The 13,088-nt window shown below is 58.0% G+C and carries 9 protein-coding genes; 5 read left to right on the top strand and 4 right to left on the bottom strand.

What is annotated here, in order from left to right:
* Positions 1–68 precede the first annotated feature (68 nt).
* The 3 genes from ACYG9Y_RS13290 to ACYG9Y_RS13280 all read left to right on the top strand — a co-directional run bounded on the left by ACYG9Y_RS13290 (position 69) and on the right by ACYG9Y_RS13280 (position 2,453).
* A complete protein-coding gene (locus ACYG9Y_RS13290) occupies positions 69–1,232 on the top strand; it encodes a hypothetical protein (RefSeq protein ID WP_023739422.1) in 1,164 nt (387 codons plus the stop codon).
* Positions 1,233–1,235: 3 nt separating this feature from the next.
* Positions 1,236–1,883, top strand: coding sequence for a hypothetical protein (locus ACYG9Y_RS13285; protein ID WP_156929819.1), 648 nt, complete (start codon positions 1,236–1,238; stop codon positions 1,881–1,883).
* Positions 1,884–2,051: 168 nt separating this feature from the next.
* Positions 2,052–2,453 carry a hypothetical protein gene (locus tag ACYG9Y_RS13280; protein ID WP_156929818.1) on the top strand — a complete coding sequence of 134 codons (402 nt, stop codon included), beginning with the start codon at positions 2,052–2,054 and terminating at the stop codon, positions 2,451–2,453.
* Between the two features lie 109 nt (positions 2,454–2,562).
* Here the strand turns inward: ACYG9Y_RS13280 and ACYG9Y_RS13275 are convergent, their stop codons facing one another.
* Entirely contained in the window at positions 2,563–3,303 is a 741-nt protein-coding gene (locus ACYG9Y_RS13275) for an endonuclease/exonuclease/phosphatase family protein (protein ID WP_460223128.1), read from the bottom strand.
* Between the two features lie 143 nt (positions 3,304–3,446).
* On the opposite strand from ACYG9Y_RS13275, the gene ACYG9Y_RS13270 reads away from it, so the two are divergent.
* Both ACYG9Y_RS13270 and ACYG9Y_RS13265 read left to right on the top strand, forming a co-directional pair.
* Positions 3,447–4,055 (top strand): hypothetical protein, encoded by a 609-nt coding sequence (locus ACYG9Y_RS13270; protein ID WP_156929817.1) that lies wholly within the window; start codon positions 3,447–3,449, stop codon positions 4,053–4,055.
* A 631-nt stretch (positions 4,056–4,686) separates the two neighbouring features.
* Positions 4,687–9,786: a RecQ family ATP-dependent DNA helicase gene (locus ACYG9Y_RS13265; protein ID WP_023739418.1), complete on the top strand. Its 5,100-nt coding sequence runs from the start codon at positions 4,687–4,689 to the stop codon at positions 9,784–9,786.
* A 128-nt stretch (positions 9,787–9,914) separates the two neighbouring features.
* Here ACYG9Y_RS13265 and ACYG9Y_RS13260 read toward each other — a convergent pair whose 3' ends face one another.
* The 3 genes from ACYG9Y_RS13260 to ACYG9Y_RS13250 form a co-directional block, all read right to left on the bottom strand.
* A complete protein-coding gene (locus ACYG9Y_RS13260) occupies positions 9,915–11,582 on the bottom strand; it encodes a DUF927 domain-containing protein (protein ID WP_348524250.1) in 1,668 nt (555 codons plus the stop codon).
* 144 nt (positions 11,583–11,726) lie between these two features.
* The gene (locus tag ACYG9Y_RS13255) at positions 11,727–12,587 is read right to left on the bottom strand and encodes a hypothetical protein (protein WP_023749370.1); all 861 of its coding nucleotides are present in this window, start codon (positions 12,585–12,587) and stop codon (positions 11,727–11,729) included.
* Positions 12,588–12,755: 168 nt separating this feature from the next.
* Positions 12,756–13,010 carry a helix-turn-helix transcriptional regulator gene (locus ACYG9Y_RS13250; protein ID WP_156929816.1) on the bottom strand — a complete coding sequence of 85 codons (255 nt, stop codon included), beginning with the start codon at positions 13,008–13,010 and terminating at the stop codon, positions 12,756–12,758.
* Positions 13,011–13,088 lie beyond the last annotated feature (78 nt).

Raw genomic sequence — 13,088 nt, 5'->3', positions numbered from 1 at the left:
CGTCCACGCCTTTCGCGACGGGAATGTTGAGATGTTTGAAAAGATACTCTGGCGCAGGTGCGAAGTGAATGTTCCGTATGATCCGTCTGGGTCGACAGGCAATCAGTGGGGCAGTGCTGACTGCAACACTTGTTGCCTTCTTATCCTCGAACCAATTTGCCGCCCTGGAGCTGGCCATTGATTTTTGGGATCCGTTCGCGATCTCACAATATCGCCTGAGTCGTCTTTCCACTAACGACTATGAGGTATCCATCGAACAAGCGCTGGAAGAGGGGGATGTCTCCGAGGCTAACAGCCTTGTGAAGCTCGCCCAGGACAATGGGATCCAATTGCCGCCGGATCTGGTGGACCGGGCACACGAAAGCCATTTTGAATTCGGACTGCGAAACAGCAAGGATTTCCTGGAAGGCGCGATTACCGGACAAGTGACGACTCCAGCCTCTATCGGAGGGGTGTTGGCGGCCGATTACTTCGGTGTCGGCGATATCCGCGATGCAGTTATTCAAGGCAACCATCTTATCCGTAGAGAAGACTACGACAAGCTCACGCTTGGTCTTTCCCTGGTCGGACTAGCGACGAATGTCCCAGGTTCCGGACCGATCGATATCGGGTTCTCCCTTTTTAAAAACGCCAATAAGGCCGGGAAGCTGTCGAAAGCGCTGCGCACGCGCCTCGGAGCCATATCCGCTCGTCTGGTTGACGTTGAAGGCTTGAAACGAGGACTTTCCCGGACCTCACTACCCTCATTCAAAACTCCTACGGTAGCGGCCGCTCGCGCGGCATTCAGCGAGATCGATTGGCATCGCGTCGCGAAGGGCGACTTCTCAGGATTCAGAAAACTGATCTCCGAAATGATACCTGTCGACATCAAGGCTGCAAAAGAGGCCTTCAGCGGCGCGGTTCGCAAAGAGGTGGTAGAGGAGGTCGGTTTACTGGCGAGTTCTGCAACCGGAATAGCGTCGAGCGGAGGAATAAAGGCGACATTTCGAGCGCTGGAATATGCCGACGACGCCGAGGACCTATCCCGGTTCCGATCGTTAGCAAAGCGTATGGGTGAGAAAACCTCTGCAGTCCTGAAAATGCTAGGCAAAGGCGCGATCAGGCTTGGGGAACTGGTTTATTTGGTCGTATCGGTTTTGATTGCGGCGATAGGTTGGTTCGCTGGCGCCTTGTGGTTCGTGTTTTCTTTGATGCGGACTTCATTCAGCTTAGTTAAAGGCAAGGGGGGCTAGCACATGAATTTGAATGGACGTTCAAGACTGGCGTTGGTAGCGGCGGGGATTGGCGGGACAGCCGTCGCCGGTTTCGGTTTCGCGTTCGGCAGGGACATCTACAATAAAACTAAGAAGAACGTCGAATTGATCGCGCTCGTTTTGGCAACAGTTTTTTGCCCGTTCGTCGGCGGACGGGGTCTCGTCCGAGGACATGATCGAGGGATATTTGGAACGATCTTCCTGACCGTTCTTGGAAGTCTCATTTTGATCGTGGTGGGCTTTTGTGCCGCCGCTCTCTTGTTGTTCGGGGTCCTCGTTTTGGTCAACGATGGCAATGCCGACAGTCCCCTTCCTCTTGCGGTGCTCGGCGGGTTCGTGGTGACCGCGATCATCGCCGGGATCGGTGTCTTGGTTGGGGTTTTTCAGCGGCCGAGACGACTGAAGGCGATTGCCGTTGCCAAATTCAACGAGCGATTCCTGAAGGAAAACGGCTTTCAGGAAACCGATGGGGACGACATCACTCACTATGATGCTGGTGGCCAATCATTGCGCTTTCTGGAGGCCCACCCGGACCGCCTTGTCTTCATGGCTGTTGGCCGACGTGGAAAGCGAGCGTTCATCGATCTCGACCAGGACGGTCGGATGATAAGCTACTCGGGCGTTGACTAACCAGACTGCTTGAGAACTGGGTTGGGGGAGGCAATGGATGTCATATTGCGGAAAGCTATGAAGGAAATCGCGCTGTGACGAAGCCCCCATGCCAGGTCGGTAAAATTCTGGCTGCCGTACCAATTCGCGGCCTCTCGCCAGCGGGACAATACGCGTCGAGCGAAAAATATGGTTGACGGTCCGGCTCCTCAACCGAACATGCGCGATCTGATGGCCGCAGTCGCATATGTGCTGCTGCATTGGGGATGGCTGGAAGAAGAAGTCCGCGCGCGTATCAAGGCGATCGATCCAGATCGCCGGTTGTCTGAGGGTTCATTGTGGATCCACTGGCGCGAAGTTGAACCAGAAGCTTACCAGCGGGTCCGTATAGACATCCAGCCTCTTATCGATGTCCGAAACTGCCTTGCGCACGGGCTATGCGGCGCAAATGCGGATCCTCGCTCCAGCACCGAGCCACACGTTGTCTGTCACGCAGGAGCGGGCCGTCGTTACTTCAAATTTTCAGAGTTGGAGCGAGTGGCTGACGCGCTTCATGTGGCAAGGAACGAGGTACGCGACAGCCGCATTTGATCGCCCTAGGGAGATGTTGGCGCGAAATGGGTTGCCGGCGAAAGTCAAACCACACCGCAAAGCGCCGAGCACCGACGTCCCGCTCACTCGCTACACACGACCTTTCCCCTCATAAGACAGCAATCTGCGGCCGAATCTGCACATGCGCGCAAACGCCGAAGTGATCACTTAGTTTCTTGCCGGTCTCATCATGCTCATCGACACCGATGACTGAAGTTGCAAAAAGTTCTGGGCTTAAAGCGATGTGGTCGATCGTTGGACGGTTCAATTCTTTTACCTGGCCGCTCGTACATATCGACAGATCACAGATGGCTTCTATAAGTGCCGAACTGGCGGCTTTGGATCCCCAAATGCGCGGAACGTATTGGTTGAAATCACCCATCAAGATCATCGGCATGGTTTGGGGTCTTGAGGAAATTTTTGATTTGAGACCCATCAGATATTTGATTTGCTGCGACCATGCGGGACACTTTGACGCCACGTCCACAGGCGAAGCGAGATGATAGGGAACGCAGACGCCAACCACGCGGACTTCTCCCAGTGCGGTTGTGGTGACAGCAGAAACGAAACCGCCGCTTTGCACCGCCTCATTTCCTGAGAGATCGGCGTCCACCCATGGCTCTCGGCTCCACAAAACGACTTTTCGCTCAAGGGCCAATTCTTGGGACCAAAGTACGCCTCTAACGGAGATTTCGAATCCTCCAAGGTCCTTGGTCGAGCCCTCAAATGCCTCTGTGAGACATACGACGTCGGGAGAAAGCGCCGCAATGCGCTCGATCATCATGCGCGCTTGAGGTTTATTAGGTGGTTGCCGTTGGATGTTCCAATTGGCGAATGATGCAGTTGCCATGCTCTTGTTAGTCCAACCTAAAGCGGGGATCGAAAATTGGGGAAACCAGGCACACAGAGTGCAAAAAACTCGCTGGAAAGCCTGAATTGAGGTCGCTTGCGAGTTCTTACAGTTAAGAGGCGGAGAACACCATGGACACTAGAATGCGCACTATTGCCAGATCAACAATAGCAACCTTACTCGATCGCCTCCCGCGCCTGGGGGCCGACTGCTCAATCCGCGAGTTCGATGTCGACCTATTCCGGCTCGTTGACGCGCGAACGGTGCGCAAAGCCATGCGCACCAAGTCCGACTTGATGGAGCGGGAAGAACAACTCCGGCGCAACCCGGATATCTTCGTCTTCGAGGACATGCCCTTCGAAGACTGGGCTAGCGAGACCTCGACCATGGAGGTTGATTGCGAAGATGAGAACGGAAGGATCGAGTTCGTCGTAGGATCTTACGGGTATACCTCCGACGACGGTAGTTTTGTGGAGCACCCGAGACTCGATCCAATCCCCAATTATACGACGACCATCGAAGATGCCATTCAATTCAAGAGTAGCATCTTCCTCTCACATCTCCACATGACCATAACCGAAGTCGATGGGGAATGGGGCACCGACTACAGGGTTGCCTTGTTTTCGCCAGCCGGAGAGGCCGTGCACAAATACCAATCGGACACGCTGCCGCACGCCATCATCGGCGCCGTCCTCGGAGCGATGTCGGACGGATGGACGTACCCGTTGGCTTCATACAAGCTTGTTGATTGAGGGGAGCCAGTGTTCCTGCCTTGGATCCGAGACGCCTACGAAAGTGGAATCTGCAGGAAGAGGGTCCTCGGAAATCCAAGCTCGGAAAGGCTGTTCCCGCTACACTTGGGACAAAGCCCTGCTTCCTACAAGTTTATGTTGGCGGTTATGTTGAAAATAGAAGACGCCATTTTATGCAATGGCTGATGGCGGTGAGGGTGGGGCTGTGAACCCAGCCGTTTGGTTCCCTCAGTGTAAAATACCCATTTCACACTGATGGACGTCTCGAGGGAATTTCGCGACGTCGGCTCTGCTGCAAGCGAGCGATTCCTCACGTGAGCGCGCGTCTTCAGCCCGTCGCGGCACCTCTTGCGATCGAAGCGCCGTGGCCTTAGGCGCCAGTTGCGGAATTTGCGCAGTTGTTGTTTCTCGAGTGGTAGCCGCTGCGCGATGAACTCAGTGCACCATTACTGCTGTGACAAATAATCAGAAGCTGTCAAAAATTTCCGCGCGTAAGTGTCGCGTTATAGAATTGGGCTGCATGGGTGGTTCTCTGGCAACGGTCTTGTGGCCTAAGTTGAACGTTGACCCTTTTCGTCGAGGCCGCGACCATGATCCCTGATCATTTTATGTGTAACAACATCGTTGCAGTATGACTGAGCCTTTCCAACCTTTCCTGCAATGTTGCATTTCCGTCGATCTGGAAGTGGATCCTGCCACCGCTACCATCATCGCTTTTGCGGCGGTGCGCGATAATGCTCGATCCCCGATCCTGGCAAAGAAACGCGATCTCGTGGCGGGCCTTGATCGTCTGGAAGCAGAATCAGGTGACGCCGCGCATGTGCTCGGTCACAACATAATTCGGCACGACTTACCTCATCTGGTCGCGGTGCGACCTGGGCTTGCGAATATCTTTCAATCGCCGATTGACACCTTATGGCTCAATCCGCTCGCGTTTCCGCGCAATCCCTACCACTACCTGGTCAAGCACTATCACGACGGGCGCCTGCAAGCGGGCCACGTCAACGATCCGGAAATGGATGCGCGACTGGTGTTTCAGGTACTGCGAAATCAACTTGCGGCTTTGACGCATCAGAACGCGGCCCAGCCCGATGCCGCGGCAGCCTTTCATTTCCTTACCACCAGAATGGAAAACTCGGGCGGTTTCGACGCAGTGTTCCACGAAGTTCGGGGATCTCCTGCGCCCGGTTCTTCTACGGCGAGAGAGGCGATTTCCCGGCTGCTAGCAGGGCGGGCCTGCGAGAGGCGGATAGAGCAGACGCTCAACCGCCTCTCAAGCCCGCACCTCGGATGGCCCATGGCCTATGCTTTGTCCTGGATTTTGGTCGCGGGCGGGGACTCTGTCATGCCGCCCTGGGTGCGGGCGCAATTCCCAGAGGCTGCGCTCATCGTACGGCATCTGCGCGACAGCAATTGTAAAATCCCGGGTTGCGCCTGGTGCGGCGAGAGAAACGATCCAGTCCGCGCGTTGTCGCGCTGGTTCGGGTTTGACGCTTTTCGCGCGCAGCCGGTGGACGACATGGGTCGCCCTTTGCAGGAGCGGATCGTCGATGAGGCTATGGGTGGGGCGAGCATACTTGGCATTCTCCCGACCGGCACCGGCAAATCGGTCTGCTATCAAATCCCCGCCCTCTCGAAGTTCGACAAGACCGGTGCGCTGACCGTGGTGATCTCGCCGCTGGTCGCGCTGATGGCCGATCAGGTGCAGGGCATGGCGCGGGCAGGAATTTCCTCGGCCGTCACGGTGAATGGAATGCTCTCGATGCCCGAGCGGCAGGACGCGCTGGACCGAGTGCGCATGGGAGAGACGGCGATGCTTCTGATATCGCCCGAGCAATTGCGCAGCAACTCGGTACGGTCGGTTCTGGCACAGCGTGAGATCGGGCTGTGGGTGCTGGATGAGGCGCATTGTGTGTCGAAATGGGGCCACGATTTCCGCCCCGACTACCGATATGTCAGTCGCTTCATCAAGGAGTCCTCGGGCGATGAAGCGCCCGCCCCGGTGCTCCTCTTGACTGCCACCGCCAAACCCGAAGTGGTGCGCGACATCCGGGGCCACTTCCAGTCACGTCTGAACCGCGAACTGGTGTTACTGGATGGCGGCGCGGTGCGCACTAATCTCAGCTTCGAGGTTCGGCCGACGCAGCGCGGCACCAAGCTGGCCGACATCCTCGATGTGATCGAGGCCAAGCTGCCACAAGACGGGGCTTCTGGTGCGGTGGTCTACTGTGCCACCCGCAGCGAGACGCAACGCGTTGCCGATTTCCTCAAACAGCAGGGTCTCACGGCGGAACGGTTCCATGCCGGTCTGACGCCCGAGGAAAAGCGCGACATTCAGGAACGCTTCCGCATCGGCGAACTGCGGATCATCGCAGCGACCAACGCGTTCGGGATGGGAATCGACAAACCCGATATCCGGCTGGTGGTCCATGGCGATATTCCCGGCTCATTGGAGAATTACCTTCAGGAAGCCGGCCGGGCCGGCCGCGATCGCGCGCATGCCAATTGCGTCCTGCTCTTCGCCTCCGAGGATGTCGAGCGCCAGTTCTCGCTCTCGGCCCGCTCGCGGCTTGCCCGGCACGAAATCGGCGCAATCCTCAAGGCTCTCCGGCGGTTGGACAACCGGATGAAGAAGACCGGCACGGTGGTCGCAACCTCGGGCGAAGTCGTGCGAGCCGAACGCGATCAGGAGTTCGAGCGCGACAGCGCCACCGACGACACAAGGGTGAAAACCGCGGTGTCCTGGCTGGAAGAGGCAACGCTTCTGAGCCGCGAGGAGAACCGGGTTCAGGTCTTCCCCTCATCACTAAGGATCCGCAACCTGAAAGAAGTCGAGGCGATCCTGGCCAGGGCGGCGATCACCGGTACCCGTCGCAAACAGCTTCTGGATATCACCCGGCACCTGATGAACGCGCCCTCCGATCAGGGCATTTCCACCGATGAGCTGGCCGGGGTCAGCGGATTGACGGGCGGCATGCTGATCAAGGCCATGGCCGATCTCGAGACGCTCGGGGTCGCCCGCAACGATGTGGCGGTCACTGTCTTTGTCCATGTCGCCGTTGAGGGGCATTCGCAGCACCGGCTGGCGCAGGCCGCACAGCTTGAAACCGCGCTGATCGCCCTGATGCGCGAGGTCGCCCCTGATGCCGAAGGTGCCGGGGGCATTCCCCTTCATCTGGCCGAAACCTGTCAGGCGCTCCGCAGTCACGGGCACAGTGCAGCGCGCCCCGACATCTTGGAAAAGCTGTTGCGCGGCATGGGCCGCGACGGGCGCGATCAGGACGGCGGCAGGGGCAACCTGCGGCTACGGAAGGCCTCGCGGAACACATTGATGGTGACGCTGCAACGGTCCTGGCAGGCATTGGAACAGACGGCAAGCCTGCGGCGGCAAGGCGCCGAACTGTTACTAACGCACCTGCTGGGCAAGCTACCCAAGGGCAGCCGCGGCAAAGACATCCAGGTCGAAACCACGATGGGCGATTTGCTCGCCACCCTGACCGGAGACGCCGTGCTCCGTAGTAGCAATATTCAGGACATGACGAAGCTGATGGACCGCGCCCTTTTGTGGCTGCACGAGCAGGAGGTGGTGACGCTGGGTAAGGGCCTGACGGTGTTCCGGCAAGCGATGACAGTTCATCTGAACCCGTCGGGCGGTCAGTTTACCGTCAAGGATTTTGAACCCCTCGAGGAACACTACGCCGAGCAGACCATCCAGACCCATGTGATGGCGGCCTATGCCGAAAAGGGCCTTGCCGCGATGGATCAGGCGCTGCGACTTTCCGAGGACTACTTCGTACTGGAGCGCGACACCTTCCTGCGCCGCTGGATGCCGGGAAAGGGCATCGAGCTCCGGCGACAGACGACCGGCGCCTCTTGGCAGGCCATCGTCGAGTCACTGGACAATCCAGTGCAACAGAAGATCGTCTCTGATCATCGTGAACAGACCAGCGTGTTGGTCCTGGCCGGTCCGGGTTCGGGCAAGACGCGCGTGCTAGTGCACCGCATCGGCTACCTGATCCGTGTCCGCCGCGAGGATCCGCGCGGCATCCTCGTGCTGACCTACAACCGCCATGCCGCCGCTGAGATCCGCATCCGGCTGCGGCATCTGGTCGGTGATGATGCAAATGCGGTGACCATTTCCACTTGCCACGCCCTCGCTATGCGACTGGTCGGTGCCAGCTTTGCTGGCGCGGCGAGCGAGTCGCACGACTTTGACGGAGTCATCATGGAAGCTGTGCGCCAGCTGAACGGCGAAGGCCTAAGCAAGCTAGAGGCAGAAGCGCAACGCGAAACGCTGATCCAGGGTTATCGCTGGATTCTGGTGGACGAGTACCAGGATATCGGCCCAGAGGAATACGCACTGATCACTTCCGTTGCAGGCCGTTCACTGGACGACAAGGAGGTTCAACTCAGCCTCTTTGCGGTGGGCGATGACGATCAGAACATCTACGCCTTCGCCGGGGCGTCCATCCGCTTCATCCGCCAGTTCGAGGCCGACTACAGTGCACGACCGGAGTTCCTGATCGAGAACTACCGTTCGACCCGACATATCATCGCGGCGGCCAACGCAATCATTGCGCCAGCCGCTGACCGCATGAAATCCGTTCACGACATTGCCATCGATCGCAAACGCAGCAAGACGCCGCCCGGTGGCGAGATGGCGGCACTCGATCCGGTGGCCCAAGGGCGGGTGCAGGTGCTGGACTGTCCATCCGGCGATGTGGCGCAGGCAATGGCCGCAGTGGATGAACTCATCCGGCTCTCGCGTCTTGATCCGGAGTGGAACTGGGCCCGGGCCGCGATCATCGCGCGCGACTGGCGGCGACTAGCTCCGGTTCGGGCTTGCGCCGAAGCGCTCGGCATTCCGGTGGAGATGGCAAACGAGAGCCTGCCTAGCATCTGGCGACTGCGCGAGATGCAGCAGTTCATCGAGTTCCTGCGGCGCGATCCTGCCCGCATGTTGGCCGTCCGCGATCTGGTCGATGTGCTGAACGCAGTTCCATCCAACCGCTGGACGGACCTGATCGCCGAAGGCATCGCCGCGCTAGCGAAAGAGCTTGCGAGCAAGACCATGCCCGTGCCGGACCTTATAGAGTGGTTCGCCGAATGGGCCAATGACGCTCGCAGCGATCAGCGCGCGCTGCTACTTCTGACGGCGCATCGGTCCAAAGGTCTGGAGTTCGATCATGTCGTAATCCTGAATGGCGGGTGGGACAGGCCTTCGCAAGGCGAGGACATCGACGCGCCGCGCCGCCTGTTCTATGTCGCCATGACCCGAGCGCGACGCAGCCTCGCCGTCATCGCTCAAGGGAACCACCCATTCATCACGCAGGGCGCAAAGCATGTGCTGCGCCGAACCGCGCCAGGCGTCACAGATTCTGCGCTTCCGACTGCGGTATACCAAGTGCCGAACCTCAAGAACGTGGACCTTTCATGGGCGGGGCGTCTAAGGACGGGCCATCCTTCAATTGCCTCAATATCGGCGGCGAAAGTAGGAGATCCCCTTCATATCATAAGCGAAGGCACCACTTGGACAATACATGATGCTCAGGGACAAGTCCTCGGGCGCATGGCCAAAAGCTGGTCACCACCCGAGCGCCTCAGCTTCCTGCGCGGCGAGGTCGGCGCCGTTGTGCGCTGGCGCAAGTCCGACAGCCAGGAAGAGTATCGGGCGCTCCTACACCGGGATGTCTGGGAAGCGATCATACCGGAGCTGGTATTCGGGGGATAGTCTCGCGGCTTGCGGACAACATCAGGCAGCCGTTGGATTACCAGCAGGCAGGCACCAACAACCAAATTGGTGAGGCTGCAGCGGACAAGGAGCCTCCCGGCGTAAGGCCCAGCTAGTAGAAGGCCCCATTATCCCACAGCGGCCTTCTTCAATGACCGCAGATTGAAGGCGACAAACCGAACCTTCTTTTGGCGCCCGCCGACTGACACTCGAATTTGACGAGTCCGCTTCCCGCCGTCACCTTTAAGTGCGATCCCGAGGCTCGTCAGTTGATCGATGGTTGACGCGAGGGTGTCGGGGAATAGCACGGAGAGCGCATCGGTGCTCATGAACAGTCGCCTCTTGCCTGACGGGCCGGCAATAAAACCTGGGCATGACTCAACTATCTTTATGTCTTCGCCGTTTGCGAACCGAGGAAGCACGTTCCTGTCTCTCGTGGCCTGCCATATGGCGGTGGCTGGGTCGTCTTGGGGCTTTTCGGGATTCTGCGCTTCTTGCTGAGAACACCGATAAATCCTCGACAACAGCCGACCGCAATCGCGGGGCATCCAAGGCAATATGCCAGCCTCGATGGCCAACCTCCCGGCCGCAAACATCAAACCGAACTTTTGTGCGATCCGTCGCTGAACCCCGCCCTGGTCCGGACAGACGTGATCCACGAACTTGTCGATGTAGCCCGTAACCGATGCCTCGAGAGTGTCCTGGTTGGCCACCAAGTACGTGACCCACTCGATCAGCGCTGCCCCATGATACTCCTTGGCGTGATTGGCAAGCCTTTCTGATGCCTTGGCCCGAGCCTTTTTTCCGGGATAGTTGGCAGCCGACCATATGCCACCTTCGGCCTTTCCTGGCACCGGAATGTCGATCATTCGAGCTCTGTCGCCATCGGTGCGGATGTTTCGTCCAACCGCGAATTCGGCTTCAATCGAAAGGGGACCCGTCGATAAACCCCACCCATCGAACTTCACGTTCGGCAATCGATCCTGTACGGCCTGCGAATAGGTCGTTCCCTTACCGCCCGTAAGCTGATGAACAGTCGAGCCCAAGACCCTCCATTTTGCGGCGTCTTTGATTTTCTCAGTGTCATCTAGGACTAGCTGAAGGCCGCTTCGAGTAGCTGCGAGTTCTTGCAAGGCTCTCGTGCTGGCATCCCAGTCAGGTAAGTGTGCTTGAGGGCCAGCTACTGATGCTCCCACCTTCAGCGCGGTCGTCTTTCCTGTCGAACCGCTTGCCCACAGATGGAAGAGGGCGCCTTCCTGAAGACTTGAGCGCGAGAACCGAAAAAGCGGAGCGGCAAGAGCGTGCAAAATCGCGAAGGCTGTGTAATCGGAGCGCAGGGCCGGTTTCGCTACATGTTCTCGCCAGCCCTCGAGTGTGCCCGCGCTGGAAGGCGCATCGAGAATGCTTCCTACTTTCAGCGCTGGGTTCAGTAGGACGTCGTCGTCTCCGATGCATCGGTTGGCGCTGATTAGAAAGGATCGATTGTGCCAGCCGGTCCGGCTCGCCAAAATTCCGCAGCCTGGAGGTAGCTCGGCCTCCAACCGCGCGAAATCGAGATTGGCTTCGTCTAGTGTCGCACCACGAGCTAACAGGGCGTTCTTGAGCTCCTTGGGGTTCATTGCTTTTTGCCTGGGCAGCAATGCAGTCTCTTCGAGATGGTCGTACCGCTTGAATCGTATCAGGGACCACTCTGTGCCGTCCTCGTCGCGGTACCGGCGGATTTTCGATGTAGGTGACATGGTAATTTTCCTCGGCTTTGCCTCACCTGCCTCACCTGCCTCACCGGATTTGGACACAGTTACCTAGTGTCCAAATCCAAACGAGTGACCGAGTAGGCGTGAGTGATTTATGATTGGTGCAGTTAGGTAGATGATCGACGGTGTATTTTACGATCCTGGCTCATGAAATGATCATCCGTACGCCACGGTCTGTCATCCGGGTTACTTTCTGCGTCCTGTCGTCTTATCAAACAGGAGGTCGAACCCGCTCCCGTTTCTGCGCAGTCGAAATAGGATGAGCAGATCGCCGATTTTGTGTTTCGCCAAGAACTCGTCAAAGAGCGCTTCATAACCGACACCTAGTCGTTGCCGGTTGTGAGCAAAATCCAGCGGCGCGTCGCATTGGTTGGGCAGACCGCCTAACCGGCATTTGAGCGTGTAATGAAGCGCACCTCTATCCTTGATCTGCTTGACGACGACCGGCTTTAACGTCGGGAATGCCTCGCTGTCGTAGCGTTGACGGAGGTGGCTCTTGAGCGTTCGTTCATCCGACCCTGTTACCACTAGGTGGACGTGGGGGCGGACCATTACCCTACCGTCCTGGGCCTTGCCGAGGTCGAAGTCCACGCGACCGACGGCCACTATGGTTTGACCTGTCGCTTCCTCCGCCTTCTTCAGTCCGCGTTTTATCGATTGAACGATGCCGCTCACGTTGAACTTGGGTAGGTGCTCAGGTCGCAACCAGTAGGATGGACTGGCCACTGTCACGAACAGTGGTTGCGCGTCAAAAGCCGTCAGCAGATGCGATATGAAGGGCACCTCCTTCCGTTCCAGTCTGATGTGGGCCACCCGACACATCGCCGAGCATGGGAAAGGGTTCGGTGAGCTCGTTCTGTGCGGTGGGATCTTAGATCCGAACCCGCAATGACCCTTTCGGCATTCGAAGAGTAGGTCGTCGGGGTCGATCTTCCCAAGTTCGCGAAGCCGGCGTAGCCGTAGTTGATGATCGGTTTCGGCATGATCCATGTCGTTGTACTGCCGCCACTTTGTCGGCCGGAGCAGAGGGTGCTTGGCTTTAGCCATTACGCCCTCCCTGGCTTGATGGGAGGCGGAAGTTTGACCCGACCTCGTCTTGTAGGCGGGTGACTCGGAAGCGGGGAAAGTTGGTTTCAAAATAATGGGGGTCATCCCCCCGGTGGTTGAAGGGTTTCATCACGTCACCTTGATGTTGGTTGAGTGGGAAGGAGACGGCTATCGCGAGCCGCAATCGGACGTGCTCTTGCGCGTGTTCGAGGCCTCAAATCCCTCGATGTCAGACAGCCGGTAACGCACCGACCGTCCGATCTTGATAAAGGGAATTGACAAATTGGCGCCGGAAACTCTCGCATTTCTCAGGGTCTTGACCGAGAGCTTCCAGCGAGCGGCCAGATCGTGTTCGTTGAGCAGGCGTACAGGATCCTGGGCCCCGCTAGAGCGCTGGGGAGGCGTTTCGTCATCGATTTCCATAGGTCGTGCTCCGTTTGGACACGACCTATTTACCGACGCAGCAATTCGCTAATCAGTCCCGGTCATAATTATTGAAAA

The sequence above is a fragment of the Mesorhizobium sp. W050 genome (assembly GCF_054719535.1).
The sequence above is the reverse complement of the archived record's forward strand: the minus strand, read 5'-3'. Positions and strand labels throughout refer to the sequence as shown.